The organism is Pedobacter frigidisoli (genome assembly GCF_032678525.1).
GTDB lineage: Bacteria > Bacteroidota > Bacteroidia > Sphingobacteriales > Sphingobacteriaceae > Pedobacter > Pedobacter frigidisoli_A.
Map to the genome: position 1 here is coordinate 778,558 of NZ_JAVTSE010000001.1, position 26,488 is coordinate 805,045.

A 26,488-nucleotide genomic window follows, 5' to 3' on the forward strand; every position below is an offset into this window, starting at 1 on the left:
ATCATTAATTTGGGACAAACTATTACTCCCAAACAAAATGATCATTCCAAAAAATAAATTACAGCATCTCATGCTTATGGCGGGGATGCTGTTTTGTTTTGCGTGTAGCGAAGATAAGCCGGCAGAAGTGCTGATCGCACCACCGGTGGTACAAAAGAACCCTTTTAAGTTTTATAAAGATATTGAAGTAAAACCCGGACAAAATTTCGAGATTGTGAGCTGGGGCAAAGGGGTAGATTCTATTGGCGGATATCAGATCCTCTTGTCAGACTCACTGAAAAATACTTATAAGTCTGTCGCTGTAGATCGCAAAGGCATAATCAGTGATGCATGGAATATGGATCTCGATAATGACGGGAACCCGGAGTTGTATATTCAGCTACTCCGTAATAAAACCATGGCCGACCTTAATGTATTTGAATATGCAGGAGGGGGCTTTAATAAAATTGGATTTCCGTCACTCAGTTCAAACCAGAAAAAGGGATATAGGGGTAACGATAAATTTTTTATTAAAAACGGCGATCTGTTCCGGTCGTTTTCGGTAAAGGATCCGGCAGATTCCACTAAAAATATCACCAGAACGTACCAATACAAATTAAGTGGAAACAGATTTTCTGCCAGTGAGCTGAAAAATGAAAGCGGGAAAAACTAAAGAAACATGAACCATAAAAACCAGAAGTTCTCAATTGCCGATAGAATTAAAAGTTTTAAATACGCTTTTGCGGGCTTTTGGTATTTTGTTAAAAATGATCATAACGGACGGGTACACCTCTTTGCTGCGGCAGTGTCGATAGGCTTGTCCTGGTATCTCCACATCTCCGCACTGGAATGGATTGCGATCCTTCTGGTCATTACATTGGTTATTGCTGCTGAAATATTCAATTCCTCTATTGAAAGGCTGGCCGATGTGGTCTATGCAGAACATCATCCAAAAATCAAAGTGGTTAAAGATCTGGCTGCCGCGGCCGTTTTACTGATGGCTTTTCTGGCAATCATTGTTGGGGCAATCATTTTTGTCCCAAAATTATTTTGCTGAATCGGCAAGGCTGGCCGCCCTTGATTCTTCAGTTTTATCCATAATAATCTGATCCCAGCGCGCCTGCATTTTATGATTACTCCCGTGCTCGGTTTCATCATCATAGTTGCGCTGCATCGTGTCGAAATAATTGCTGATTTCATTAGCAAGCTGAGAAATCTGAGCTTTGTAATTATTTACAGAATAGGTGCGGTTTTTAAGCACGCGTTCTGCCTCCATAAATAAGATATTCTGAATATCGGCATGTCCCTGCTCATGGTGCAACAGATCAGCGCTTACCTGTGGATCTTTGATTTTATCCCACTTTACCCACGACCTTCCTTTATCTACACTCACTTCGTTTTTTAATTTAATGACCACCCTGTTTCGGTATACGGTAGATTCGTAGCTGTATTGCCAGGTCATGGAGGTAAGTGCGAAGAAAGGAGAACGGGCATCTGCTTTTCCCTTGAAATGGGTTTGCCAGTCTAATTGAACGGGACCAGGGGTATCCTGTTTAAAACCAAACGTTAGTGGAATGATCAAACAAAAAAATAAAAGTGCAGTCAGCTTTTTCATCAGCATAAGGTTTCAATATGTAGAAATGCTAATGAAAAAACCGTGCCTAAATTACTCAGGAGTGGAAATTTGATCGCTAAGCCGTTCAAACTTCTCAATAAGCAATGCAATTCGTTCCTTTTCTCTTTTGATTACTGCTTTTCTTAAAATCGTTGAGCAGAATAGAATCCACAGAAAGGTAAGCCCGACAGCAATTACTTTTTGAATCAGATTGAAGTAAGCTAATATTTCAATAAAGTAGAAAATGAGCCCAAGCGAAAGCGCTACGGTATAAAACCAGTATAAGGAATTGTAAAGCCTGTAGCGATTGAGCTGGTAGGTTTTTAAGTTATTCAGGTATTCATTGGGATGAACGGTGTAATCATTTTTAGAAATTAACCTGTGATCACGGTAAAGAATCAGGGTATAAACCCCAATGGCAATCAATGTAATACTGATGCCCACATGGGTAGTCCATGAATCAAAGTGATAAAATGCCCACAATGCTGCAATAGCAATGAAGGATATGAGCATACCCAATAAGTTTAAGGCAGATTTGAACCTTAAACCATTCACTTCTTTCTTAGCCTGTTGCAGCATTTCATCAGCAGAAACTTTAACGTCTACCTCGTGCTTTTGCCACAGTTCCTGTAATTGATCAAACGCTTGCATATTGGTTGTATAGTTCTGTTAATTTTTGTTTAATACGGTGAATTTTTACTCTGAGGTTGCCCTCGCTAATTCCTGAAATATCAGCAATTTCATGGTAGGGAAGTTCGTCGAGAACCATAGTAATAATCAAACGGTCATTCTCCTCCAGCTTTGAAATGCATTTGTAAAGCAAAGCAACCTGCTCATTTTTCTCGGAGAACTCTTCTATCTTGTTTTCGATAATGTTGTCTGTCAACTCGTCTTTTGCCTGCCTTTTCTCCGAGCGTAAGTATGTTAAACAGGTGTTCACGGCAATTCTATAAATCCAGGTAGAGATTAAAGATTTGTTTCTAAACTTATCCAGGTTTTGCCAAACTTTTAAAAAGGTTTCCTGTAAAAGGTCATTGGCAGCATCCGCGTCGCCAGTGTACCCATAACACAGGTGAAAAATCTTTTTGGAATTAGAATCAAAAATCTGCTTAAATAACTTGTCTTTTTGCTCCATTTAGGTGGTTGTCGTTTTTTTTAGATAGAAGAGGTTTCCCATTGTTACAGGAAGAGGCGAAATTAACATATTTTTTTTGATGAGATGAAGATCAAAATTGCTTACCCCGCCTAAATATTGTAGTTTTACCAAATTAACGGAGCCACAAACTATTTTTATTCATGAAGAAAAACAAACTCACGCTTTTTATCTTTATAGCGCTGATTGCTGGTATTGCATTGGGCTACATTCTAAATGTTAATTCTATTGATGTTTATAACCAAAATATTCTTAATGCGGATGCTAAAGTTAAAAGCATCGAGGTAAATATTGCCAAAACCACCGATACCACCTCCGCGATGTACTCCCAACTCAAGGCTGAGCGAAAAGTCAATGCTAAAATCAAAAAAGAGAATGAGGATATTCGTGAGAAGAAGCTTGAATACTTCACGCTGTTGAGCGATATTTTTCTCCGTTTAATCAAGATGATCGTTGCACCACTTGTTTTTACCACCCTTGTAGTGGGTGTTGCAAAAGTTGGAGATATTAAAGCTGTAGGCCGGATAGGGGGTAAAACATTAGGCTGGTTTATGGCCATGTCGTTAATGTCGCTTGTACTGGGATTAATTCTGGTTAATCTCTTCGAACCAGGCAGGCACATGAAACTGACGCTTCCTGACCAATTGGTGAACACTGGTATTCAGAAGGCGGCAATGAGCGTTAAGGATTTCATTGCACACGTATTTCCTAAAAGTATAGCTGAATCTATGGCCACTAACGAAATCCTGCAGATTGTAGTATTCTCACTGTTCTTCGGTGTAGCTACTGCTGCGATAGGTGATTTGGGACAGATAGTGATCAAAGCATTTGATGCCATTGCACACGTGATTTTAAAGATGACCGGTTATGTAATGAATTTCGCCCCGCTTGCTGTTTTTGGCGCCATGACTGCCATTGTGGCCAAACAGGGTTTAAATGTACTCAATACCTATGCGATTTTTATCGGTGAGTTTTATTTCGGCCTCGCCATTTTATGGTCTGTATTGATTTTCTTAGGTTTCTTAATCTTAAAAAAACGCGTGTTCCGTTTGGTAAACGACATGAAGGAACCCGCTATTCTGGCTTTCAGTACGGCCAGCAGTGAAGCGGCCTACCCAAAAACCATGATGCTTCTGGAGCGTTTTGGCTGCAAAGATAAAATCGTAAGCTTCGTGCTACCATTAGGTTACTCATTTAACCTGGATGGATCTATGATGTATATGACCTTTGCTTCCTTATTTATTGCACAGGCATATGGCATCCACCTGGGTTTTGAACAACAAATCTCCATGCTATTAATATTGATGTTAACCAGTAAAGGTATTGCCGGAGTACCAAGGGCTTCCCTGGTAGTTATTGCCGGTACCATAGCAAGTTTCAATATACCTGAAGCTGGCCTGGCCTTGCTTATTGGTATCGATCCGTTATTGGATATGGGCCGCTCGGCTACCAATGTGGTAGGAAATAGTATTGCAACTGCCGTAGTAAGCAAATGGGAGGGAGAACTTAAAGACGCTTAGTCTGGAGTGCTGAGCAGGTGAATGACATCATTATATGATTTTAGTATGTTTCGAACGTCAACAAATTTTATCAGCTTTGCACCATTGATTTATTCATGTAGTTCATCAGCTATGTATTCAATAATTTACTCATTCAACAATTAGTAACCCGTGTCAAGTAGAGGAAAAAAAATATTCTTAGCCATTACCATCATCGTTCCGATGATTATTTACTGTTACATTTATTACAAGCCCATCATTCAGAATGCGCCTTTCCGTAAAGACGATTTTGTATCAATGCAGTTCAGATACGGATTAAAAGATACTTTGGAAAATACCTACAACTCAGCTACGGGCGAATATCAGTATGTGACCAACAAAGATTCTGTGATCAGAAAGAAGGTTTTTTTAAAGGCTGATGATATTTTGTATATGCACCGTAAAGCCAATGAAATAGGACTTTGGAACTTTCCAGACACCGTTGGAAAGAAAAGTGAAAAGTCTAAAATGGTTCCCCGTTACGATATTACTTTCAATTACAAGAAAAAGTCGAAACATGTAGTTATTTATGGCGATTTTGAGGGCAACCCGAAGCTGCTGGATGCTGCTGTTGAAATGAGGAAAGTAGTTCAGGAAACACTAACCCTTGCCGAAAGGCGCTCAGCACCTCTTAAATAAGGTTATAAACAGGATTTAATTTTCAAAATCCATTTAAAGGCTTTAACATTTGTCACTTTATCCGTGAAATGTTAAAGTCTTCTTAGTTTAGGATGTTTTCGTATATTTACGATATATTCGTAATAATGGAAAAACTAACGATACAGGAAGAAGAAGCAATGCTGGCCATTTGGCAGGTTGGTAAAGGGTTTATCAAAGATTTTATGGATGCCATGCCCGAGCCAAAGCCACCTTATACTACGCTAGCATCAACCGTCAAAAACCTCGAACGTAAAGGTTATCTGGTTGGCGAGCGATTTGCCAATGCCAACCGCTACGGCGCAAAAGTAAAAGAAGCCGACTATAAAAAACGCTTTATGAGTGGTTTTGTAGATAATTATTTTAAAAGCTCCTATAAAGACCTGGTAGCGTTCTTCGCGAAGGATAAAAAGATCAGTGCAGAAGAACTAAAGGAGATCATTAACCTGATTGAAAACCCTGAAAAATAGGAATTATGCCACATTTGTTTGTCGTTCTGTTCAAGATTAATCTGGTACTGCTACTTTTTGCAGCTGCCTATTACCTGATTTTAAGGAAGCTGACTTTCTACGTCATGAACCGGATGTTTCTTTTATTCGGTATACTTTTTTCTACTTGTTATCCTTTTATTAATCTCACGGCACTGCTGAACGGGCAAAAAGGAATTCCGGAATTCGTTCCAGAATTAAATCACCATGTAAGCAATCTGGTTCATTTGTCTCCGGTTTCGCTAATGTGGCAGCTCATCGAACTGGTGTTTTATACAGGTGTGTTGGTCATGGCGGTCAGACTTGCCATTCAGTTTCTCTCCCTGTACAGCGTACACCGGAAATCGAAGCCAGGCTTTTTAGATAATCATCGGGTACGTGTTTTCAAAGATCAGGTAAGTCCCTTCTCTTTCTGGCAAACTATTTATATCAATCCTGAGTTACATGCCGCAGATGAATTGCAACATATACTGGCGCACGAGAAAGTACATGTTAGAGAATGGCACACCATTGATATCATCCTTTCAGAAATAAGTCTGGTACTTTATTGGTTCAATCCGGGAGTGTGGCTGATGAAAAAGGCTGTGAGGGAAAACATTGAGTTTATAACTGATGCGAAAATACTAAAAAACGGAGTGGATAAAAGATCGTACCAATACAGCCTGCTTGGGGTTGGCACCTTACGCCAACCGGTAACCATTGTCAACAATTTTAACCTTTCAGATCTCAGGAAGCGAATCATAATGATGAATTCAAAACGTTCATCAAAAATGAATTTAACCCGTTATCTATTTGCACTTGCTGTTTTGATAGGTCTAACGTTGGCTTTCACAATCGATAAAAAAGATGCAAAGCAAACCCTGCAACCAATTACTGTTATGGTGAAACAGGATTTACCAGAAGTGGCAAAAAAGACTGTTGTTAGATTACAAGCATCATCAAAAAACGAGGTTAGGAAAAGCAGTCTACATTCTCCTGCTCAGCATACCGATTCAACGAAAAAAATAAGTTTAGTTTTCAATACCAGCTTTGACACGGCTGATACCAGCCAACAGGCTATTGCCGGTGAGATGCAGAAACTGGTAGGGCGGGCCATTAAAGTTAAAATGAACACGGAGTCTAAAGTAAACATGTATCAGTTTACTTTTAAAGATACACTGAGGCTTGATCCGACGCTGATGACCATGGTTCCAAATGATCAAAAAGATTCAGTCTCTCCTGATAAATTGAAGAGGCCTGTAACGAAAATGATCTTTATCAAAACCATAAATAAAATTCCCGGCCATGCTGCAGGAAACATCGCTATCAGCGGTTCAAATGGTGAAATGGATTTCTTTGTTAACGGCAGAAAGGTGGAAAAAGAGGATATAAAAGCTTTTGATGTGAATCAGATTGCCGATATTACATTGCGAAAGAACTCTACCAGTTCAGTTTACATCAATACAAAGCCTTAAGGTCATTCCGCTTAGCTATAAACTTCATAATGACGATTTTGATCGTCATTATGAAGTAATACCCATCATCAAATTAGAAATTGAATGTTGCTTTAAGCATCGCTACTCTTCCCGGAATCAGGTATGTACCTGTTGTAAGCGAATTTGCTGAAAGATAAGTAGCATCGTATTGTTTGATGTTTCCCAGGTTCGTTACCGCAAATTCGAGATCAGATTTGAGTTTGGTCAGCTTGTATTTTACATTCGCATCAGCAAATAAATAGTTCAGGTTGGGTTGGCTCGACTGGTGGGTAAAAAGGTGTTCTGCAGAGAAGTTAAGATAAACGTTACCCATCAGCGTAACGGACAGTGAAGATTGCTGTCGCAACTGCCGGAAGTTTGTTTTTATGGCTTCTGCCACTTCAGCTTTATTATTAGAAATGGAGTAGTTGGTGTTGTAGGACCAATTCATAAAACTTGCTACCTTGGCTTCAAAACCAGCTTTATAGGCTATCGTATTGGAGTTAAAAGGTATCAGTTCTCCATTTTGTAGTTGATTATATCTGCTCTCAGAAAAGCTCACTCCTGCGTTAGCGGTGGTTTTTAAAATAAAAAGGTATTTACTTGCATTGGCACTTACCGAAAAATTTCTGATGTGGTTTGGTAATGGAAGTACAATGCGCTGCTGGATATTATCAGTAAATGTGAAGGATGAAATAGTGTTGAGTTTTGTATCGCTATAATTTGCCGAGGCGTTAAAAAATAACATCTGCATGGCCTTTCTAAAATTAAAGGCTCCGCCAATGCTATGGGTTTTTGTTTCCGGCACGGGTGCATTGTTGGCAAATAATGATCTATAGTTTATGAGAACAGTTCCCCGGTAAATATCATCCAGGCCGCCAAGGTCATCTTTATAAAAGTAATTTGCAGTAACATCATTTTCAATGCCTGTTTGGTACTTGACGGTGAATGAGGGATTCACAAAAAACTTATGAAGATTTTCGGTTAGCTGATTAACATGGTCGTGATAGGCGATGCGGTTGTAGCTAACAGGTAAACTTAATCCTGCTCTTATTTTTTCATCTGCAAACTCATAGATGGCACTCCCATAAGTCCTGTTTTTGAACCATTTAAGGCGGTTTAAGGCATTTTCAGAAACCAATTCTGTACGTTGGTCATTTTGAATGCGGAAAAGCTCTGTGTCTAAATTCTGCTGCTGGATATTGAATCCCAATTTATAGGTTTGTGTGAACCTTCCATTTACAAAAGCCAGCGAAGCATAGTTATTCGTGTACCATGATGGTAATCTGATATACTGCTTTAGACCAAGGTAAGGATTTCCGTTATTTAAAATATCTGCATTTAACCCCGGAGTAATATCAAGAGATTCAGGCTGCGTACTTCTGTTCAGATACGAATACAGGTTAACGACTTGCGACGATTTCAGTTTTTTGCGGTAATTCAGTTCATTTGAGATATCAAAGCCTTCCTGCCGTAATGTTTGTATCCCGGCTACATGATTAATGGAAAAATTCGAAACCGTTTTTAATGGGCTATAAGCCAGCAACAGTGTATTATTAAAGTAATCGTTATCTGCATTTTTATTCAAATTCAACTGTGCCCTTAATTTTTGGGGATAAATATTATTATGCTGAAATTCGGAATAGGTGACGGTTTGACCGGCAAGAAAAGTCTGAGAAAGCTTGTTGTATTGCTGACTTCGGTCATCATATAGATAGGATAAATTTGCCCTGAGTTGCACATCATGGTTAAATTTGTAGAGATTATTCAAATTTACCAGTGCTGCTTTGTTAAATAAATACCTGCTCTGCGGAAGTGAAGGTACACCTGCAGCTCCAGTTGATAATAGTGCCGCTGGTTTGCTGTTATCGATGCGGCTGGTATAATCAGCTAAATTATGCGAGGTTAAGTCAATACCCGGATCGTTACCCGTATTATTGGCTTTTATATTATTGATGAATTTAAGCTTCTTGTTAAAAAGCATTGCAGTCAAATTTTCGTCAAAGCGATCGGGTGAACCTACGCCTGCCGTCGCATCGCCCATAATTTTTATCCTGGCATCATCTTTAATTACGAGATTCAGAGCCACGTCATCACTCATGTTGTTCTTCCGCATCATTTTAATTGGCTGATCGTTCTGAATCACCTGTACTTTATCTACTGCACCATGGGGAATGCTTTTCGTTGCGATATTGTATTTATCATCAAGCAGGTTATCGCCATCAACGTATAGATTGGAGATTGCCTTTCCGTTATAGCTGATTTTACCGTTCTCACTAATTTCAACCCCTGGCATCTTTTTGATGACATCACCGATGCTGCGATCCTGTTTGTCTGCGAAATCCGAAGTGCGGTAGTTTAGCGTATCGCCATTTACCTTAAGTGATGGACTATTTTTAACAGTAACGGTCTCCAGGTTCGTTTCGCTGTTGGCTAAAATCAGTTCATATGCTTTATCGATATTGGTGACAGGCATGGACTGTTTCTGATAACCTATACTCGAAGCTTCGATTTTATAACCCGTAACCTGATCGTTTTTAATGGCGAGCTGATACTCGCCATTTTTGTTTGTCCTAGTAAAGATAATGATGTTCCCTTCCACATCTTTCAGGTTAACATTCACTGATTCTATGCCTTTGCCATTAATGTCTTTAATTGTTCCCCTGATTGGTTTTTGGGCAAATAAATTCGAGGTTCCAATAACAAATAACAGTATTGCTGAGAGGAGCTTCATCATTTTTTATCTGATAATTCAATCGGATTGTTAATTTCTTTTTTAATCAAAGGATTTTTTTTGGCAGGCGTTGTAGGGATACTGCTCTTAAATGTACCCTGAATCCCATTTGCGGCCATTTGTGCCTGCATAAACCCCTGGGGATCCTGATCTCTGGCAGCTTTCAGCTTGTCGAGCTCCTTTTTTGTCGTTTTAACAGCATCTTTAGGAAGTTTTATTTCATCGCCTAAATAGCTTGTACTGGTTTCAATTCCTGCAATTTTAATCGTGCCTACAGAGCCGTTTGCAGTAGTAAATTTCTGATCACCCTCATCTGCCTGCTCCCTGTCGGTTGCCTTAACATTTTCCAGACCTGCGAATTCAAATTTTACTTCTCTCTTTTCGTCGCAGGCCTCTATAATTAAACCGGGTAATCCATTCAGCTTCCAAGGGCCACTTTGGAAAGGGATTTCTGTAGCATACCAAGCTATCCATTTTCTTCCTTTGAAATCCGCAGTTGCTTTCTGGCAGGGGATACCCGAAAGGGTCATGGTATCTTTCAAAATTTTCCAGTCGATCTGGGAGGCAGGCTCCTCAATCAGGTAGTTATTTAGCAGTTTTTCCTTGCTAAACATTTTGTGTTCATTTGCATAAAAGAACAGGTCCGCTGCTGTAATGGGAGATTTCATCTCGCTCTTAATTTCAATTTTCATGTTTGAGCTGCCCGCCTGATTTTTTAATTGCTCCAAAATCTGTGCCTTCGCTTTTATAGCCTGATTGAGCTTGTCGTAACTGGTATAAACCGAAGCATTTTTACCAGTAACGAGCAGCATATTTTCAATATGGGGTTTGTCTCGCTGCGAAGTGTCCTGAACATGTGTAAAAGTGTACCTCACCCTTGCGAGTGCCTGGTCCGGTTGCTGAGCAAATGATGTGAAGAACCCCAGTAGTCCGATAGTAGTAATTGAAATACGTTTCATAAGATTTAAAGTTAAATAACTATTTATTTATCGTAAATCTACGAAATATTCGTAATTAAACAAGTGTATTTTTAACCGTTATTTATTTGATTAATCATATGAGAAGCAGGCTGAAATGGAGCGGGATTGATGGTTTAACCGATACTGAGCAGAAAACTGCCATCATCGTTCATTAGATGCTCCAGCATAGGGCAAAAAAAAGATCTGCTTTTGCAGAACTTTTTTTCTATCCGGCTGAGCTTAGTTCTCTTTTTTGCTCGTGTATATTGGTAATATTATCTTCTTTTTTAAGAACTTCAGCTTGCCGCAGTTCCTGCTGCATCACTTTAGCAATTTTAGTGCTGCCATCATGGCTCCAACCCGGGGGGTTGAAAATGTATTTTACTTTATCAATAAATCTTGGGGCTTTTTTAACATCTGCACTCAGCGCGATAAATTCATGGAAGATGATGTTCATTGGCCCCGTATCCTTCGGCTGTGTAGTTAAGCCATATTTTACCTCATCTTCGGGAAGTTCAGCCTGGAAGGTTCCAAACCACCTGTCCCACAAAATCAGCACCATACCCATGTTCTTATCCAGGTACCGAACATTGCTGGCATGGTGAACGCGGTGGTGTGATGGCGTTACGAATATATATTCGTACCATTTTGGAAATTTAATATTGTACTGTGTATGCACCAGGTTACCGTAAATCTGCGTAACGAGATAGGCGAAAAGGATATCAACTGCAGTGAAACCCATAAATGCCAGTGGCAGGTAGAAAAATACACGATACAATGGCTCAAACACGGTAGAACGGAAACCTGTGGTCAGGTTGAAATGTTCTGAGGAGTGGTGCGTAACGTGTGCTGCCCAGAAGAAGCGTACATAATGTCCAACCGTGTGTAAAAACCAGTATAAAAAGTCTTGCGCTAAAATCAACACCAGCCAGTAAATCCAGATATTCTGGATCTGGAATAATCTGAACTCATAGCAGTAACTTAATAGAAAGAAGGTACCCGTTTTGGTTGCCAGATTGATCACGATGGCCGCCGTCATTAAATAAATGTTTGTCCAGGTATCGCGTTTGGTGTAGAGCTTCCTGTCGTGCATGTAGCTGAAATACATTTCAACCAGAGTTAAAACGATTACAAAGCCAAACAACCCTACTACAGAGATATCACTTCCAGTAAATTTCATCTATACTTAATTTATGGTTTAAGGTGGAGATCATCATCACTTTCAGCCTTGAAAGTGTGCTGATTGTAACCTATAAACTGTTATAATAATCTAAACTGCTTAAAATATCTGCAGTACTTACACGGCAGTTGAACGTGCATTTACCCGTCGATTCTAATAAAGAAAATAGAATATTTCCATCTTCGTTCTTCTTATCGCTTTTCATCAACTCCAAAAGGGCGTCGAAGCTTTCTTTTTCAATATGATATTTTGGATATAACGATAAAATATACTCGCTGATATCCTTCAGTTCTTCTTTTGTAAGCGTACTGTTTTTAATGGATAATGCTGCTTCACAAATAAAGCCTATGGCAATAGCCTCCCCATGAGTCAGCGGGTTTTCGTCGTTTGCCAGCGAATAGCCCTCAACAGCATGTCCGATGGTATGTCCGAAATTTAAAATCTTACGCAGATTTTTTTCATGCGGATCAATCGTCACCACTTCATTTTTAATTTCAACAGAACGGTAAATGTTTTCGGCTGAAGGCGTTAAGTAACTGGTGGTTTTTAGTTGCTCATAATAAGGCTTATCATAAATCAAACCATGCTTAATCATTTCCGCAAAACCCGATAATAATTCGCGGTCAGGCAAAGTTTCGAGGAATTTAGTTTCAATAAACACCATCTGAGGCAAGGTAAAAGTACCCACCATATTTTTCACGTTGTCGATATCTATGCCTGTTTTACCCCCTACTGAGGCATCTACCTGCGAAAGTAAAGTGGTAGGCACGTTAACGAAGTCAATACCACGCTTATATGTTGATGCAATGAATCCACCCATATCAGTAACTACACCACCGCCAAGGTTAATCATCAGGCTTTTACGATCGGCTTCAAAATCAAGAAGTGTTTTCCAGATACCTATACAGAAATCGATATTTTTGTTTTCTTCTCCGGCCGAGGTTTCAATTAAATCAAAATCCGAAAAATCATCCATTAACGACTGGAATACCGGTAAGCATATTTCGCTCGTGTGTTCATCAGCAAGGATAAATACTTTACTGTATTTGTTACTGTCTAACAGGTTCTTTAAGGCATCTAAATTGCTTTCGAAATAAAGCGAATGGCCTGCGCTCGTTAAGGTTTGCATTATATTACTTCGATTTTATCTTGTTCAAAGGTGATGATGTCGCCAACTCTAACTTTATAGCGTTTACGAAACTCTACTTCGCCATTGCATTTTACCGCGCCATCCATTACAGCAGCCTGGGCATCGCCACCTGTACCAACCAGGCCTGTTGCCTTTAACAGCTGAATTAATGGAATAAACTCGCCTTCTAATTTGAATTGTATCATTATTGCCGCAAAAATACGATTATTTAGTTGTTTTTAATTTCTACAACCAATGCTTTTTATAATTTTGCATCCTGCTGACTTATTAAAACATAAATGATGGATTTATCCTCCAATAAACAACCTAACTTCGATAATACGGAAGTGGCATTCCGCCAGAAAAGTAATGCTGAACTGAAAAAAGCCTACTGGCTTTTTAAAATGATCGGAAGCAATTTCTTGACTAAAGTTGGGCCTCCGGTTACCAATTTCTTTTTGAACATTGGCCTACCCATTCAAGGGGCCATTAAAGCGACCATCTTTCAGCAGTTTTGCGGTGGTGAAACCATTAGGGAGTGCGATAAGGCCATTGCCCAGCTGGCAAAGGGTGGGGTAGGCACCATATTGGATTATTCCGTTGAGGGGGAAGAAGAAGAAGCCGTTTTTGATGAAACCTGCCAGGAAATCATTCGCACCATTCTTCGTGCCGATGGCGATGTCAATATTCCGATCACTGTTTTTAAGATTACGGGCATAGGCCGCTTTGCCTTATTGGAAAAGCTGGATGCCAAACAAGCCCTTAATGCCGGTGAGCAGGCAGAGTACGGAAAAGTGAAACTGCGTTGCGAGATGATTTGCAGAACAGCATTTGAAAAAGGGGTGCCGGTTATGATCGATGCCGAGGAAACCTGGATACAGGATACTATTGATGAGCTAGCTGTTGAGATGATGCGTAAATTTAACAGGGAACGTATCATTGTTTATAATACTTATCAAATGTATCGCCATGATAAATTGGCTGATATGAAAGCCGATCACCTGATTGCCAAAGCTGCAGGATTTATCTTAGGCGTTAAAATGGTTCGGGGAGCTTACATGGAAAAGGAGCGTAAACGTGCTGCCGACATGGGGTATCCTTCACCAATCCAACCGGATAAGGAAGCTTCAGACCGCGATTACAATGAATCACTGCGCTACTGTGTAGATCATATTGAAGAGATTGCTATCGTTTGCGGTACACACAATGAAGACAGCAGTCGTTTGCTTACCTATCTTTTAGATGAGAAAAAAATAGCCCATAACCATCCCCATGTTTATTTTGCACAATTACTGGGGATGAGCGATAACCTGAGCTTCAACCTTGCCGATGCCACTTATAATGTTGCCAAATATGTTCCATACGGACCGATCAAAGCTGTAATGCCCTATCTGTTCCGAAGGGCACAGGAAAATACTTCAGTTGCCGGCCAAACTGGTCGTGAATTTGGGCTGATCGAGCGGGAGTTAAAACGAAGAAAACTCTAATTTCTTTGTGATTGCCGCAGATAGACAGTTCAAGAATTAATCAATCCGATTCTGTCAATCTGCGGCAAAAAAATATTGTCATTCTACTTCATCTGCTGACAGGCATTAATCTAAAATCCCGTTAGCTTTTAAAAGCGCTTCCAGCTTGGCAGGCTTTTCCGTCATTAGCAGGGTATTTAATCCTACTTTTTTTGCCCCCTCAATGTGTTGCGGACTATCATCAATAAACAACGTTTCAGCAGGATCCAGGTTATTCTCTTTTAATACCTGCTCAAAGATATTGGTGTTGGGTTTCCGGAGCTTCATTTGCTGAGAAAAGTAAGCCTTTTCAAAGTAATCATCGTAATTGTTTATATCGAAAGTCGTTTTTAGATAATTTATGATCCAGTTATAGTGTATTTCGTTATTGTTGCTCAGCAAAAAAGTACGGTATTTGTCTTTTACTTTCAGCAGCAATTCATGGTTTTCCTGTATGGTGCCAATCAGCAAACTGTTCCATGCATCGTCAATCTGCGCATCAGTCAATTTGGGTTTATTGGCAGCCTGGCGAATGCCTTCCCTAAATTCTGCAGGAGATATCGTGCCGGTTTCAAAATCATCGAAAAGCTGATTGTGCCCTTTATGAGCAAAGAAATTGTCTATATCTGTTATCCCCAGCTTTTCAAATGCCGCCTGTGTAATTTTGAAATCTATATCGAAAATTACGTTACCGTAATCAAAAATGATGTTCTTAATGTTTTGCATAACCTGAAATTTGATGCAAAGATATTATTGGAGAACAATCTTCATGCATCATTTACCTGATAAAATAAACAATTCCTAAACGGTACCTGAAATTTTTTATTTAATATGCAAAATGCTTAGGGATTTGAGGATGATCCGGCTTCTGTCTACATCCGCTTTTACTTTAAAAATGAAGTAAAGGACGTGGCGCTTATCATCTCTGATGAATTTAACAGGAATACCTTCTCTGAATGTCGACTTACCTATAACCAATCCCCTCAGCCCGTCAAGTCTGATTTCGACATTTCCGTCAACTCCGTTTTCCAGATTGGCATATGCAAAGCCAACAGTTCCAATACGATTCAGGTCAATGTTTTTCAGTGCAATCCAGGCCGTCTCTTTCGTCATGATCAGCTTATTTCCCCCGAAGATGTTTTTCTTTTCGAATCCTTCAAAATCTGTAATATCATCAACTTCAATTTCAGTGTTTTTCGGGTACTGGATATAAACGCCCTTGTCTTCAGGATGTTCATTTGGGGGATAAAAGCTGCATAGAAATACAGCTGCAAGCCCGGTTAAAGCAGCAATATATCTTTTGATCCTTTTCATGGTTGCTTGAAACGATTTATTAGTTTAAATCTACTCATTCATCATGAGTTTATGAACAGGATTTATTTTATCACCAGGATGGTACCGTCACCTTTTAGCTTGTAATAATATTGTTTTTCAGTTTTTCTTTCCAATACTTCTATGTTTGAAACTTCTCCTTTTTTTCCGGTGTCATCAGCAATTTTATCACCAGCTTTCACACTTTCCAGATCCTGGGTACTACTTCTTTTAGTTAGCTTTTTCATAATGGGGGATAGGTTAGTATTAATTGAACAATGAATGGCGATATAGGTTTTAATATTTGGGCTATATCTATTAATTTCAGGAAGAAATCTATTTGTTTGAAAAACTTTTTGAATATTTTTTATGTTTATCCATCAAAAAATAAGTTAATGCAGGGTGTAGTTAAGTTTTACAATGAATCTAAGGGATTTGGATTCATTACATCAAGTGACGGTGAAGAAGTATTTGTTCATGTTACCGGGCTCGTTGATAAGATTAATCAAAATGATCATGTATCTTTTGAAATTGTACAAGGCAAAAAGGGTCCGAATGCCGTTAATGTAAAATTGACCCGTGCATAATGAGACTAGGCACGGTTAAGTCTTACGATCCGCAGTCGGGTCACGGACACATCACACCTTCCGATGGTGGAAGAGAATTAAATGTCTTTGCACATGGCGTACTTGATGAAATTCATCCCAATAGTATTGTCCAGTTCGATATCGAATTTACAAAGCAGGGAGTTGAAGCTGTTCAGGTAAAATTGCTTTCCTCGTAATCACATTAAATCTTTATAGAAATAGCCTCCAATTTGTTAATTTTGGAGGTTTTTTTATGGATTCAGTATTTTGTTTAAAATAATCGGGATTCCTTATGGTATTTTTTCGATTGTGAACGGATATAGTATTGAATCAAAATAGTTTGTCTAATGATACAGTTGGAGCCGGTAAGCGGGAGTTTCAAAAGAGATCGGGCCTTGCAAGCCGTATTTCCTATGCGGGTGCTGATTGTAAAGGAAGGAGAAGGCTTTCTTTGTATGAACTCGGGGGATTATGAGCTTAAGGACGGAAGGATTTTTTTCATACCCGAAGAGGGATTAGTACGTCTTGAAGGCCGCATTGCAACAGGCTACTGGCTTAATTTCAGTAGTTTGCTGTATTCAGAATTTCTGCTTCAGCACCTCGATCCCCTTGCTAAAAATTTATTTCTCAATTTATCATTTCGTGATTTAGGCAAGGAATCCAAACAAACCTATAGCTTAATCGAGCAACTGAAAAAGGATATTAAGGCAAAAAAGGATCTTTCTTTTTTAATGCAATATATTTCTCTTTTTCTTGGCTTTACTGCTGGCTTAGATGGTTACATGGCAGCATGGACACTCGATGAGCTCGACCAGGTACTTCGTTTTCGAGCCATTCTCGAACAATTTTTTAAGAGCGAAAGGTCTATCGGTTTTTACGCGGAAGGCATGGGCGTCAGTCCGAAGAAACTAAATTCCTTTCTCCACAAGGTACTGGGGAAAAGCTTTTCAATATTGATTAAAGAACGCGTGATGAGGGAGGCGGAAGAACTTCTTCTCCACAGCGAGAACAGCATTGATGAGATTGCTTCTTCTTTAGGATTTGATAGTGCAGCCAACTTTTGTTCTACTTTTAAAAGGCATCGCGGTATCACCGTTAATCAGTTTACTCATCTGGGTTAACATTGCCAGGGAGTAACGATTATTGAGTAAAAAGTGTTGAATAAAAAGTATAAACTAGCCAAAAAGGGGGTTAGTTTAGTCCTCAAACAGATATCCGCTGTAGGCCAGTCCTTTAGCCACACTCTTAAAGTTGTCACCCGAGTTTAATGGAATATGCGGAAATTTTGATTTGAACAGTTCCTGAATGGCAGCTACCATTGAGGTTCCTCCGGTTAAAAACAAACAATCAATATCATCCGGCTTAACCTTGTAGGTTTCCATGAAATGGTCAAGGTAGTTTTCAATCTTATTAATATCCTTTTCAATAATGCTGTTGTACTGCGCCAAACTGATATCCTCATCAATTTCTATGCCCATGTTGGCATAGTTGAAGTTCGATACAGGTTGATCCGATAGTTCTATTTTCGTTTTTTCAATAGACCGGAAGAGCGAATAGCCCAGATTATTTTCGATTAGTGTGATTAAGTTTTTGAACTTTGGATCGTTACCCGAGTAGTAATAATAATCGTCAATTTCCCTCTGAATTTTCAAGCCATTAAAAAAGTTCATTTTATCCCAGGTACAAATATTGGCAAACAATGATTTCGGAACGGTTAATACTTTACCTTTTGTAGCTTCATAGGTCGTGTTTTTTCCGAAATATGGCGTTCCCTTTTCCCACATAAAAGCCGAGTCCAGACTGTCTCCGCCAATGTAAATACCTCCCGAAGCAATCATATCATTTTTACGGTCTTTGCTACCAACCTTCGCCGGGTCAAGAATCAAATAAGTGAAATCTGTTGTTCCCCCACCTAAATCTGCTACCAGTACGCGCTCTTTTTTAGTAATGGTTTGCTCATAGGCAAAAGCTGCACCGATAGGCTCAAATTGAAAACGTACATCGGTAAAGCCGGTATTTTCTGCAGCTTTCTTTAGCCGGCTTTGTGCTAAAGTATCTTTTTGTGTATTGTCGTCGTCAAAAAAAACCGGGCGCCCAATTACCGCTTTTGTACAGTCGACACCCGTAATCTCGTCGGCTTTGCGCTTCAAGTCTGTCAAAATCAACGTAACCAGATCGGCTGCAGTGTAGCGTTTGTTATGAATCCGTGTTTCGGTAAAAGTGCTGCGGGATAGAATTTGCTTAATTGATTTGATGAAACGGCCCTTCATCTTGTCGTTTAAATACGCTTCAATGGCTTTTTCTCCCACAATGTGACTTTCCCCATCCACAAAACTTTTGCTTTCGGTAAAATAAATCAGCGAAGGGATCGATATGGTATCTACAATTTCCTTCTTTTCTTCATCATAAATTGAAAGTGCTGAGTTGGTTGTACCAAAGTCGATTCCGTATAAAAAATTACTCATGTGTTGGGAGGTTACCGCTTAAAAATGGGGGTTGCGAAAGTATTAAAAAAAGCGTTTAAAGCAAAATTAATTTTCTAAAACTTATTATTTATTAAAACGTTAAGTTGTTATCTTTATACAAAAAGCCAGCCTGTTCCGAATTGAGAAAATATTTATTCCTGCCCGTTATCGTGTTGATCCAGATGCTGTTGTCAGCAGATCACTCAGCCGCACAAAATCACGCTGATACGGTTAAAACCGGAATCTATGTCACCAGTATTCATGATATCAATTTTAAGGATAAAGAATATACCGTTAATTTCTGGCTGTGGCTTAAATATAAAAATAAAGATTTCAATTTTATTGAGAATCTGGAGATTCCCCAGGCTAAAACGGTCGATAAATCTTTCTCCACCATTGATACCTCAGGTAATGAGGTTTATCTGCTCATGAAATTGCAGTGTGTTATGAAAGATTCATGGGCAATTGATAATTTTCCTTTTGATCACCAGATGCTGCGGCTTTCTCTTGAAAACTCACAATTTGATTCCAAATCGCTTATTTTTGTTCCCGATACATTAGGTAAGCAATTTGATCCTCGTTTTACTTTAAGGGGATGGAATATTGACAGTTTAAAAACCACGTCAGGCATCAAGATTTACGAAACGGCCTTTGGAGATCCAGCTATTAAAATCCCGCAAACACAATACAGCAGCTATAAAGTCAAAATAGGCATCAGCAGAGATGCCATAGGCTTATTCTGGAAAATGTTTCTGGGCATGTACGTTGCTTTCCTTATCGCCTACATGTGCTTTTATATCCATGCCGACAGCATTGATTCACGTTTCGGATTAAGCGTTGGTGCGCTGTTCGCCGTAATCGGAAACAAATACATCATTGATGGTTCTCTACCCGAATCCACCACTTTTACACTGGTAGATACACTTCATGGCCTTACTCTCAGTTTCATACTGATCATTATCATTTCTACTGCCTATTCACTAAAAATGATCAAGCGTGAAAAGGCCGAAAAGGCAGCCCGCTTCGATCGCGTCTTTGCCTTCGTATTACTGGCGGTTTATATTGTTTTAAATGTGTTCTTCATTATGGAAGCGCTTCACCCCTAAACAGCCTTAAAATAACTCGCTGGTACCCAGGTGTGCATTTACAATTTTGGTGATGGCTTGTCCTAATTCTTTAGCATTGCCAAAGCCCACGCTTTTAATCGCGGCAAGCTGATCGGCGGTTCTGGGCAGGCGCTCGGCAATGGCCAGCAAGGCGAGGTCAGATAGTACTGCATAATCCTGAACGCCGCGTTGCACCGCTACAGTTTTTCTCCATTCTGTCAGGTTTTTATACACCTGCGGATTGGAAATTTCTTTTGGTTTAAATACAGGTTTGGGTACACTGCTTTCGGCAGGTTTTTTATTACTTGTCGCGTGGAAAGTGCTGATGTAATCATTAACGGAAAAAGGTATCCATGAAATCTTGAAGAGCGCCAGTTTAACATTCAACACATCCAGGCAGTCGTTAAGTTTATTCAGCAATTTTTCTGAATGGGTGTCGCTGTAAAATTTAATTGCAACTATCTTATTGAGCAGCGTTATGGCATGTTCCAGTTTTGGGACAAAATAAGCTGAAGCCTTTTGCAAACGTTCCATAAAAGCATTTTCATCTGCCGGGTTGCTCGCTGTTGATACCTTGGCAAACTCCTGAGCAAGGAATTTATGGGAAATTTTAACCACCTCATTCTCCAGAATCGGATTTGCTTCATCAAACAAGGTTACAAAAGCCTGTTTTTCATCTTTATCGATCAGTTTGGAACGGCCCAGCTTCGCCCAGTCTTTTGCAAGCAATGAAAAATCGAGTAACTCCTGAATAAGGCCCCAGGCATATTCCTGACTATATTTTTCCAGTAAAACACGATCTGGTTTCTGTTGATGAGAGGCCGAGGTAAAGCGGGTTACTTTTTCATCGGTCAGGATGTTTTCATTCTTTACCGGCGATTTTAAAATCAGTCCTTCCAGACTTCGGCAGCGGCTTAGCGCCACATAAGCCTGCCCATGGGTAAAGGCTCCGCTTACATCTACAATGGCCTTATCAAAGGTTAGTCCCTGACTCTTGTGCACGGTAATGGCCCAGGCCAGTTTAAAGGGGTATTGTGAAAACGAACCTGTACTGGTTTCGTCTATTTTGTTTTCCTGACTACTCAGGCTGTATTTTACATTTTGCCAGATTTCACGTTCCACTTCAATTTCATGACCATCTGCAATAAAAGCTACTTTAATAGTGTCGGCACTGATGCCGGTAATCCTCGCGGCCTTGCCATTGTAATATTGTTTTTTGCCCGATGAATCATTTTTAATGAAGATTACCTGCGCCCCTTTTTTAAGTTTCAGTTTTTCATCGGTAGGGTATGCGTCTTTAGGGAAATCTCCGCTTATCTGTGCATCGAACTCAAAAGTTTCACCTTCCAGTTTCTCCAGGCAATTCTGATTAATCTCCGAAACCAGTTGATTATGTGTGGTTAGTGTGATGTAATCGTCTTTCCATTCCTGGTCCAGTGATGGATCGTAGCGCTGGTTCAAGGCATTCAGCAAATCGGCGCTCAGGTTGTTTTCGCGCATGCCGTTTAAAATGTTCAGGAAAACCGGGTCCGACTGACGGTAAACTTTTTCAAGGGTAAAAGTTACCACAGGCATGGATCGAAAAATCAGGCTGTCGAAAAAGTACGGACTGTTATAATGCGCGCCCAGAATGTGCCATGCGTCATGAAATATTGGCGACAACTGATATAAGTCGCCGATCATCAATACCTGTACACCACCAAATGCCCTGTTCGAGCCTTTGACCCGTCTAAGTGTACGATCGATAAAGTCGATGATGTCAACCCGCACCATACTGATCTCATCAATAACGAGTAGCTCCAGGCACCTGAGCAGGCGTTGCTTTTCATCGGAATACCTCATTTGGTTGCCATCCTGCTCATCGGCATTGGGCACCAGCGGACCGAAAGGAATCTGAAAAAATGAATGAAGCGTAACGCCGCCGGCATTTATTGCCGCTACAGCAGTAGGCGCAACTACAGCAAAGTTCTTTATAGTGGTTTCCCTTATTTTGCGAAGCAGAGTTGTTTTTCCAGTACCCGCTTTCCCGGTCAGAAAAATGGGTTGATTGGTATTGGCTAAGAAATCAAAAAGTAATTGGTGTTCCGAATCAGGGCTATTCATATTAATGCAAAAATAACCATTTGAGCCCTGTTAATGTGCCCATATTAATTTGTTTTATCCACATTATCCCGTCAGTTTTCATTCAACTTAACCAAAATGTTATGCAAATATCCAGCTCAAAATTTTACTTTTAAGGCTTTAATTCATATTACTAAATCGATTAATCCTACAACAGCCCACATGATCAAAAACATATTCAGTCTGGCCCTGCTCTTTTCCGTTACCGCTTTCTACTCCATCGCTCAGGATTATTCTGGTACGGGCAATCTTAAGTATGTTGATCCCAGAATTGGTAATGTGGGGCAGCTACTCGAGCCCACAAGGCCAACTGTTCAATTGCCTAATCAAATGATCAGGATGTTCCCGATGCGGAATGATTATATGGATGATCAGCTCTCCGGTTTTCCGCTCAATGTTGTATCGCATCGATTGGGCGAAGTGTTTTCCATGATGCCCATTGCTGAAAAGCCTGATATCAATTCGTGGAGCAAACGTGCAACGTATGATCATGAACTGGAAGTGCTGCGTCCCTGGTACTACTCTACATTTCTCATTGATCAGGACATAAAGGTCGAGTTTGTACCCAATCAGAAAACTGGCTTTTACCGGTTTGAATTTCCGGCAGATGCACCCAAATCTATTTTGCTGGGTATGTATAACAATGGCGAAAGTGAGTATCGCTTTATTTCAAAAAACGAAATTACTGGTTTGGAAACTTACCACGACAAGGTTAAAGTATACCTCTACGGGGTATTCAGTGAGGGAGGAAGTGTTGGGGTAATTAAAAATGATCAGCTCAATGCGGATACTGTTGTGAAGAGTGATCGTACTAAAAATGTTAAAGCTTATATAAGCTTCCCGTCTAAATCGGCTACAAAGATTCAGTTCAGGTATGCAATATCGTATATTAGTGCCGATCAGGCCCGTAAAAATTTCGACCGGGAATTCAGAAACCAAACTTTCGAAACGCTGGTGAAGCATGGCGAAGAAGCCTGGTCTAAGGTAATTAATCAGATCAAAACCATTGGCGGGACTAAGGCTCAGAAACGTTCCTTCTATACGGCATTATACCGTACCTACGAAAGGATGGTAGATATTACTGAAGACGGAAAGTATTACAGCGGGTATGATAACCAGATTCATCAAACCACAAGGCCTTTTTATGTGGATGACTGGACCTGGGATACTTATCTGGCCCACCACCCCCTCAGAACGATCCTCAACCCGACGCAGGAAGAAGATATGCTGAACTCCTATGTTTCCATGTACGATCAAAGTGGCTGGGTACCTACCTTTCCGGTGTTGTTCGGTGATAATCCCTGCATGAATGGCTTCCATTCTACGATCGTATTTTTAGATGCCTACAACAAAGGTTTGAAGAACTACGATGTACAGAAAGCTTACGAAGGCATGAAGAAGAATGCCGATGAGGCGACCATGATGCCGTGGAAAAATGGTAGGGGTGGGGCCTTGGAGCAATTTTACTATAAAAATGGTTACATACCTGCATTGAAGCCTGATGAAAAGGAAACCGATACGGCTGTACACTCGTGGGAGAAGCGCCAGGCTGTAGCGGTTACGCTTGGCAACAGTTTCGACGACTGGGCACTGGGGGAATTTGCCCGTAATTTAGGCAAACGGGATGATTACCAGCGTTTCCATAAACGCGGCCAGAATTACAGAAACCTCTGGGATGCCAGCAGACAGATGTTCATGCCTAAAGATCAGTATGGTAAGTGGATCAGTATCGATCCGGTGTTTGGTGGCGGCATGGGTGCCCGCGATTACTATGATGAAAATAATGGCTGGACTTATCTATGGCAGGTGCAGCATGATATTAAAGGCCTGCAGGGACTGTTTGGCGGCAGTCAGCAATTTGAAAATAAACTCGATCAGCTTTTCCGCGAGCCATTGGGCAGGGCAAAATACGCTTTCTGGGCTAAACTTCCTGATGCCACAGGTTTGGTAGGGCAATATTCGATGGGTAATGAACCCAGTTTCCACATTCCTTATCTTTATAATTTCACTGCTTCTCCGTGGAAAACCCAGAAACGCATCCGTTTTTTATTGGATACCTGGTTTAAAGACAACATTTTCGGCATACCGGGCGATGAAGATGGGGGAGGGATGACCGCCTTTGTGGTGTTCTCTTCTATGGGCTTCTATCCGGTAACCCCCGGAATTCCACAATATACCATCGGTAGTCCGGTTTTTGAGCAGGTAACGATTGATTTGCCCAATGGTAAAAAGTTTGAGCTGGTTGCACACCACTGTTCGGTAGTCAATAAATATATTCAAAGTGCTAAGTTTGATGGAAAGGTATTGAATACGCCCTGGTTTACGCATGAGCAACTGATGAATGGGGGCAAACTGGAATTGGAGATGGGTGCCAAGCCGAATAAAACCTGGGGTGTAGTGCGTTGAAAATGAGGTAGAATAATATTTTTTATTAAAATTAGCAAAAAACATTTTCGAAAATTGAATTCAAATTTGTAACATTGCACTCGCAAAAAACGCAAGTTTTTTCCGGGCCTATAGCTCAGTCGGTTAGAGTAGAAGACTCATAATCTTTTGGTCCCTGGTTCGAGCCCAGGTGGGCCCACAAACCCTTCAGTATACTGAAGGGTTTTTTTATGTGAAAAAAACTGTTTTACAGACAATTGAAAATTTAAGTAATATTAAACAACAATACTCCCTTAAAGGATTAAACCATGTTGAACCAAACCCTAAAAAAACTGTTTAACCGCGATCTGTATAAACTAAAAACGGAAATTGAATCTTATCAAAACAACGAACCACAATTGGTCAATCATTTCCTTTGAAGTAGCAATTTGCCGGAGTAATTGATATCCTTCTCACTCAACACTTGATCGATTTTATAGCTTGTTAGGTTAATCTGGCTAAAGAGTTTTAAGATTGTTATTAAAGCCGGAACATCAATGTGAAAACTATTGCCGGCAATGTTTGATGAAATTTTATAACAGTTCAATGTTCTTAAGACAAGAATCTGCTCTCTTCAAAACAGCTTCTTTAACTTTTAAATCCATCTTGTCCCATACCCGGTAAACCATTGCAAGCCTGGGGTTATGCTCAAGCTTACTTCTGTGCCTGTCATGAAAATCCCAATATAAGCTATTAAAAGGGCATGAATTTTCTCCCTTTTTATCGCTGCGGTCGTATTGACAGGTTTCGCAATAGTTGCTCATTTTGTGAATGTAGTTAGCTGAGGCCGTGTAAGGTTTTGATCCTATAATTCCGCCGTCTGCAAACTGGCTCATTCCCCTTGTGTTGGTAATTTCGACCCACTGTATGGCATCGATATAAATGCCAAGGTACCAGAAATCTACCTCGTCGGGATGAATGCCCGCAATTAAAGCGAAATTTCCCGTAATCATCAACCGCTGAATGTGGTGGGCGTACCCAAATTCGAGTGATTGATTGATCGCATGCTTTAGGCAGTTCATATGTGTTTCACCGCTCCAGTACCATTTTGGCAGTTTTCTTGTATGATTGAAGAAATTCATAGATTCGAATTCCGGCATCTTCATCCAGTATATTCCCCTCATATATTCGCGCCAACCAAGAATCTGCCTGATAAATCCTTCAATTTGATTGAACGATATCGATTTTTTGTTTTTCCTCCAATATTCAATTGCAGTATTCACCACTTCTATGGGTGAAAGCAGTTTGGTATTCATGCTAAATGACAGTCGGGAATGGTAAAGCGACCATTCTTCGGTGTGCATCGCATCCTGAAAAGTTCCAAAAAGTTGCAGGCCGTTTTCGCAAAAATATTTCAAAAGCCTTAGTGATTGATCCCGGTTTATCGGCCAGCCTAAATATTGAGCATCAACTTTGCCAATAGTCACAATCTTTGCCCGGGTGATTCTGGTCAACTGGGGCCTAACGTCATTGTCAAACAAAAGCGGGGGATTTGGTTTGTGGTTCTTAGGAAGTTTTTTTCGGTTTTCCGCATCAAAATTCCATTTACCACCATGTGGGTCATCACCATCATCGAGTAAGATATGATGTTTTTTACGCATGTTCCGGTAGAAGGTTTCCATCAGCAATTCTTTTTTCCCAGAAAATAATGCGGCAACCTCGGCTCGGCTGGTATAGAAGTGCTCTGTATCGAAAGCTTGATGATCTATCCCCAAAGTATTACAAAAATGCTGTAGTTCATTGTCTAGGCGGTACTCATCAGGCAACTGATAATGAAATTCTTCAATGCCAAATTTCTTTACCAGGTATTTTAAGTTATCTGAAAAACTTTGTCTGTTTTCAGCATCGTCAAGCTTGAGGTAAAGCGTTTCAAATCCTTCATCATTCAGTTTTGCCGCAAAATCTTCCATTGCCGCAAAAAAAGCGCAAAGCTTTTGGATATGATGCCAGGCATAGTCGGTTTCTGTTCTCACCTCCATTAATACATAAAGGGTATCGGTTGCAGGTTTGGCAAACCAAGAATGCTGCATGTTGAGCTGGTCGCCTAAAATTAGCCTTAATGTATGATATCGTTTGCGCATAA

At 40.2% G+C, this 26,488-nt stretch carries 26 protein-coding genes and 1 tRNA gene; 13 read left to right on the plus strand and 14 right to left on the minus strand.

The annotated features are described in order from the left end of the window. Positions 1-37: 37 nt before the first annotated feature. Both R2Q80_RS03250 and R2Q80_RS03255 read left to right on the plus strand, forming a co-directional pair. A complete protein-coding gene (locus tag R2Q80_RS03250; RefSeq protein WP_316798210.1) occupies positions 38-652 on the plus strand; it encodes a hypothetical protein in 615 nt (204 codons plus the stop codon). 6 nt (positions 653-658) lie between these two features. After that, positions 659-1,036 carry a diacylglycerol kinase family protein gene (locus tag R2Q80_RS03255; protein ID WP_316798211.1) on the plus strand — a complete coding sequence of 126 codons (378 nt, stop codon included), beginning with the start codon at positions 659-661 and terminating at the stop codon, positions 1,034-1,036. Here the strand turns inward: R2Q80_RS03255 and R2Q80_RS03260 are convergent. The 3 genes from R2Q80_RS03260 to R2Q80_RS03270 are packed head-to-tail and all read right to left on the minus strand — an operon-like array spanning position 1,025 to position 2,729. Continuing rightward, complete coding sequence (locus R2Q80_RS03260) at positions 1,025-1,594, minus strand: DUF922 domain-containing protein (protein ID WP_316798212.1); 570 nt, start codon at positions 1,592-1,594, stop codon at positions 1,025-1,027. The genes R2Q80_RS03255 and R2Q80_RS03260 overlap by 12 nt on opposite strands. 51 nt (positions 1,595-1,645) lie before the next feature. After that, complete coding sequence (locus R2Q80_RS03265) at positions 1,646-2,245, minus strand: hypothetical protein (protein ID WP_316798213.1); 600 nt, start codon at positions 2,243-2,245, stop codon at positions 1,646-1,648. Continuing rightward, positions 2,232-2,729, minus strand: a complete 498-nt coding sequence (locus tag R2Q80_RS03270; RefSeq protein ID WP_047797443.1) for an RNA polymerase sigma factor — start codon at positions 2,727-2,729, stop codon at positions 2,232-2,234. Before R2Q80_RS03270 ends, R2Q80_RS03265 begins: the two co-directional genes overlap by 14 nt. 161 nt (positions 2,730-2,890) lie before the next feature. Here R2Q80_RS03270 and R2Q80_RS03275 point away from each other — a divergent pair, with 161 nt between their 5' ends. The 4 genes from R2Q80_RS03275 to R2Q80_RS03290 all read left to right on the plus strand — a co-directional run bounded on the left by R2Q80_RS03275 (position 2,891) and on the right by R2Q80_RS03290 (position 6,884). Continuing rightward, a complete protein-coding gene (locus tag R2Q80_RS03275) occupies positions 2,891-4,267 on the plus strand; it encodes a dicarboxylate/amino acid:cation symporter (protein WP_316798214.1) in 1,377 nt (458 codons plus the stop codon). A gap of 150 nt (positions 4,268-4,417) precedes the next feature. Beyond that, the gene (locus R2Q80_RS03280) at positions 4,418-4,924 is read left to right on the plus strand and encodes a hypothetical protein (RefSeq protein WP_316798215.1); all 507 of its coding nucleotides are present in this window, start codon (positions 4,418-4,420) and stop codon (positions 4,922-4,924) included. A gap of 125 nt (positions 4,925-5,049) precedes the next feature. Beyond that, on the plus strand, positions 5,050-5,412 hold the full coding sequence (locus R2Q80_RS03285) for a BlaI/MecI/CopY family transcriptional regulator (protein ID WP_316798216.1): 363 nt from the start codon (positions 5,050-5,052) through the stop codon (positions 5,410-5,412). Between the two features lie 5 nt (positions 5,413-5,417). Then, the gene (locus R2Q80_RS03290) at positions 5,418-6,884 is read left to right on the plus strand and encodes a M56 family metallopeptidase (protein WP_316798217.1); all 1,467 of its coding nucleotides are present in this window, start codon (positions 5,418-5,420) and stop codon (positions 6,882-6,884) included. A 73-nt stretch (positions 6,885-6,957) separates the two neighbouring features. Here the strand turns inward: R2Q80_RS03290 and R2Q80_RS03295 are convergent, their stop codons facing one another. The 5 genes from R2Q80_RS03295 to R2Q80_RS03315 form a co-directional block, all read right to left on the minus strand. Beyond that, positions 6,958-9,621, minus strand: a complete 2,664-nt coding sequence (locus R2Q80_RS03295) for a carboxypeptidase-like regulatory domain-containing protein (RefSeq protein ID WP_316798218.1) — start codon at positions 9,619-9,621, stop codon at positions 6,958-6,960. Further along, a complete protein-coding gene (locus R2Q80_RS03300) occupies positions 9,618-10,577 on the minus strand; it encodes a GLPGLI family protein (protein WP_316798219.1) in 960 nt (319 codons plus the stop codon). Before R2Q80_RS03300 ends, R2Q80_RS03295 begins: the two co-directional genes overlap by 4 nt. A gap of 226 nt (positions 10,578-10,803) precedes the next feature. Then, positions 10,804-11,757: a sterol desaturase family protein gene (locus tag R2Q80_RS03305; RefSeq protein WP_316798220.1), complete on the minus strand. Its 954-nt coding sequence runs from the start codon at positions 11,755-11,757 to the stop codon at positions 10,804-10,806. Between the two features lie 70 nt (positions 11,758-11,827). Continuing rightward, complete coding sequence (gene aroB, locus R2Q80_RS03310) at positions 11,828-12,886, minus strand: 3-dehydroquinate synthase (RefSeq protein WP_316798221.1); 1,059 nt, start codon at positions 12,884-12,886, stop codon at positions 11,828-11,830. Further along, positions 12,886-13,092: an RNA-binding S4 domain-containing protein gene (locus tag R2Q80_RS03315; RefSeq protein WP_047797435.1), complete on the minus strand. Its 207-nt coding sequence runs from the start codon at positions 13,090-13,092 to the stop codon at positions 12,886-12,888. The genes aroB and R2Q80_RS03315 overlap by 1 nt, the downstream gene beginning before the upstream one ends. Positions 13,093-13,185: 93 nt before the next feature. Here R2Q80_RS03315 and R2Q80_RS03320 point away from each other — a divergent pair, with 93 nt between their 5' ends. Then, positions 13,186-14,373: a proline dehydrogenase family protein gene (locus R2Q80_RS03320; protein ID WP_316798222.1), complete on the plus strand. Its 1,188-nt coding sequence runs from the start codon at positions 13,186-13,188 to the stop codon at positions 14,371-14,373. A 105-nt stretch (positions 14,374-14,478) separates the two neighbouring features. On the opposite strand, the gene R2Q80_RS03325 is transcribed toward R2Q80_RS03320, so the two are convergent. The 3 genes from R2Q80_RS03325 to R2Q80_RS03335 all read right to left on the minus strand — a co-directional run bounded on the left by R2Q80_RS03325 (position 14,479) and on the right by R2Q80_RS03335 (position 15,950). After that, positions 14,479-15,117 carry an HAD family phosphatase gene (locus R2Q80_RS03325; RefSeq protein ID WP_316798223.1) on the minus strand — a complete coding sequence of 213 codons (639 nt, stop codon included), beginning with the start codon at positions 15,115-15,117 and terminating at the stop codon, positions 14,479-14,481. Positions 15,118-15,213: 96 nt separating this feature from the next. Then, positions 15,214-15,705 (minus strand): hypothetical protein, encoded by a 492-nt coding sequence (locus R2Q80_RS03330; protein ID WP_316798224.1) that lies wholly within the window; start codon positions 15,703-15,705, stop codon positions 15,214-15,216. 62 nt (positions 15,706-15,767) lie between these two features. Further along, positions 15,768-15,950 (minus strand): hypothetical protein, encoded by a 183-nt coding sequence (locus tag R2Q80_RS03335; protein ID WP_316798225.1) that lies wholly within the window; start codon positions 15,948-15,950, stop codon positions 15,768-15,770. 147 nt (positions 15,951-16,097) lie between these two features. Here R2Q80_RS03335 and R2Q80_RS03340 point away from each other — a divergent pair, with 147 nt between their 5' ends. The 3 genes from R2Q80_RS03340 (at position 16,098) to R2Q80_RS03350 (ending at position 17,410) form a co-directional block, all read left to right on the plus strand. Beyond that, entirely contained in the window at positions 16,098-16,289 is a 192-nt protein-coding gene (locus tag R2Q80_RS03340) for a cold shock domain-containing protein (RefSeq protein ID WP_316798528.1), read from the plus strand. Continuing rightward, positions 16,289-16,486 carry a cold-shock protein gene (locus R2Q80_RS03345; protein ID WP_047797429.1) on the plus strand — a complete coding sequence of 66 codons (198 nt, stop codon included), beginning with the start codon at positions 16,289-16,291 and terminating at the stop codon, positions 16,484-16,486. The genes R2Q80_RS03340 and R2Q80_RS03345 overlap by 1 nt, the downstream gene beginning before the upstream one ends. A 150-nt stretch (positions 16,487-16,636) precedes the next feature. Then, the gene (locus R2Q80_RS03350) at positions 16,637-17,410 is read left to right on the plus strand and encodes an AraC family transcriptional regulator (RefSeq protein WP_316798226.1); all 774 of its coding nucleotides are present in this window, start codon (positions 16,637-16,639) and stop codon (positions 17,408-17,410) included. A 75-nt stretch (positions 17,411-17,485) separates the two neighbouring features. Here the strand turns inward: R2Q80_RS03350 and R2Q80_RS03355 are convergent, their stop codons facing one another. After that, entirely contained in the window at positions 17,486-18,754 is a 1,269-nt protein-coding gene (locus tag R2Q80_RS03355) for an Hsp70 family protein (protein WP_316798227.1), read from the minus strand. Between the two features lie 140 nt (positions 18,755-18,894). Here R2Q80_RS03355 and R2Q80_RS03360 point away from each other — a divergent pair, with 140 nt between their 5' ends. After that, positions 18,895-19,860, plus strand: coding sequence for a hypothetical protein (locus tag R2Q80_RS03360; RefSeq protein WP_316798228.1), 966 nt, complete (start codon positions 18,895-18,897; stop codon positions 19,858-19,860). A gap of 6 nt (positions 19,861-19,866) precedes the next feature. Here R2Q80_RS03360 and R2Q80_RS03365 read toward each other — a convergent pair whose 3' ends face one another. Further along, positions 19,867-21,963, minus strand: coding sequence for an HRDC domain-containing protein (locus R2Q80_RS03365; protein WP_316798229.1), 2,097 nt, complete (start codon positions 21,961-21,963; stop codon positions 19,867-19,869). 180 nt (positions 21,964-22,143) lie between these two features. On the opposite strand from R2Q80_RS03365, the gene R2Q80_RS03370 reads away from it, so the two are divergent. Together R2Q80_RS03370 and R2Q80_RS03375 are read left to right on the plus strand one after the other, a co-directional pair. Next, on the plus strand, positions 22,144-24,387 hold the full coding sequence (locus R2Q80_RS03370) for a GH92 family glycosyl hydrolase (RefSeq protein WP_316798230.1): 2,244 nt from the start codon (positions 22,144-22,146) through the stop codon (positions 24,385-24,387). 104 nt (positions 24,388-24,491) lie between these two features. After that, a tRNA-Ile gene (locus R2Q80_RS03375) sits at positions 24,492-24,565 on the plus strand. A gap of 373 nt (positions 24,566-24,938) precedes the next feature. Here the strand turns inward: R2Q80_RS03375 and R2Q80_RS03380 are convergent. Beyond that, positions 24,939-26,486, minus strand: coding sequence for a cryptochrome/photolyase family protein (locus R2Q80_RS03380; protein ID WP_316798231.1), 1,548 nt, complete (start codon positions 26,484-26,486; stop codon positions 24,939-24,941). Positions 26,487-26,488 lie beyond the last annotated feature (2 nt).

Bases quoted from the DNA above. Each gene is read 5' to 3' on its own strand.
- R2Q80_RS03250 (WP_316798210.1), top strand. From the start codon at position 38: ATGATCATTCCAAAAAATAAATTACAGCATCTCATGCTTATGGCGGGG.
- R2Q80_RS03255 (WP_316798211.1), top strand. From the start codon at position 659: ATGAACCATAAAAACCAGAAGTTCTCAATTGCCGATAGAATTAAAAGT.
- R2Q80_RS03260 (WP_316798212.1), bottom strand. From the start codon at position 1,594: ATGAAAAAGCTGACTGCACTTTTATTTTTTTGTTTGATCATTCCACTA.
- R2Q80_RS03265 (WP_316798213.1), bottom strand. From the start codon at position 2,245: ATGCAAGCGTTTGATCAATTACAGGAACTGTGGCAAAAGCACGAGGTA.
- R2Q80_RS03270 (WP_047797443.1), bottom strand. From the start codon at position 2,729: ATGGAGCAAAAAGACAAGTTATTTAAGCAGATTTTTGATTCTAATTCC.
- R2Q80_RS03275 (WP_316798214.1), top strand. From the start codon at position 2,891: ATGAAGAAAAACAAACTCACGCTTTTTATCTTTATAGCGCTGATTGCT.
- R2Q80_RS03285 (WP_316798216.1), top strand. From the start codon at position 5,050: ATGGAAAAACTAACGATACAGGAAGAAGAAGCAATGCTGGCCATTTGG.
- R2Q80_RS03290 (WP_316798217.1), top strand. From the start codon at position 5,418: ATGCCACATTTGTTTGTCGTTCTGTTCAAGATTAATCTGGTACTGCTA.
- R2Q80_RS03295 (WP_316798218.1), bottom strand. From the start codon at position 9,621: ATGATGAAGCTCCTCTCAGCAATACTGTTATTTGTTATTGGAACCTCG.
- R2Q80_RS03300 (WP_316798219.1), bottom strand. From the start codon at position 10,577: ATGAAACGTATTTCAATTACTACTATCGGACTACTGGGGTTCTTCACA.
- R2Q80_RS03305 (WP_316798220.1), bottom strand. From the start codon at position 11,757: ATGAAATTTACTGGAAGTGATATCTCTGTAGTAGGGTTGTTTGGCTTT.
- aroB (WP_316798221.1), bottom strand. From the start codon at position 12,886: ATGCAAACCTTAACGAGCGCAGGCCATTCGCTTTATTTCGAAAGCAAT.
- R2Q80_RS03315 (WP_047797435.1), bottom strand. From the start codon at position 13,092: ATGATACAATTCAAATTAGAAGGCGAGTTTATTCCATTAATTCAGCTG.
- R2Q80_RS03320 (WP_316798222.1), top strand. From the start codon at position 13,186: ATGATGGATTTATCCTCCAATAAACAACCTAACTTCGATAATACGGAA.
- R2Q80_RS03325 (WP_316798223.1), bottom strand. From the start codon at position 15,117: ATGCAAAACATTAAGAACATCATTTTTGATTACGGTAACGTAATTTTC.
- R2Q80_RS03330 (WP_316798224.1), bottom strand. From the start codon at position 15,705: ATGAAAAGGATCAAAAGATATATTGCTGCTTTAACCGGGCTTGCAGCT.
- R2Q80_RS03335 (WP_316798225.1), bottom strand. From the start codon at position 15,950: ATGAAAAAGCTAACTAAAAGAAGTAGTACCCAGGATCTGGAAAGTGTG.
- R2Q80_RS03340 (WP_316798528.1), top strand. From the start codon at position 16,098: ATGCAGGGTGTAGTTAAGTTTTACAATGAATCTAAGGGATTTGGATTC.
- R2Q80_RS03345 (WP_047797429.1), top strand. From the start codon at position 16,289: ATGAGACTAGGCACGGTTAAGTCTTACGATCCGCAGTCGGGTCACGGA.
- R2Q80_RS03350 (WP_316798226.1), top strand. From the start codon at position 16,637: ATGATACAGTTGGAGCCGGTAAGCGGGAGTTTCAAAAGAGATCGGGCC.
- R2Q80_RS03355 (WP_316798227.1), bottom strand. From the start codon at position 18,754: ATGAGTAATTTTTTATACGGAATCGACTTTGGTACAACCAACTCAGCA.
- R2Q80_RS03365 (WP_316798229.1), bottom strand. From the start codon at position 21,963: ATGAATAGCCCTGATTCGGAACACCAATTACTTTTTGATTTCTTAGCC.
- R2Q80_RS03370 (WP_316798230.1), top strand. From the start codon at position 22,144: ATGATCAAAAACATATTCAGTCTGGCCCTGCTCTTTTCCGTTACCGCT.
- R2Q80_RS03380 (WP_316798231.1), bottom strand. From the start codon at position 26,486: ATGCGCAAACGATATCATACATTAAGGCTAATTTTAGGCGACCAGCTC.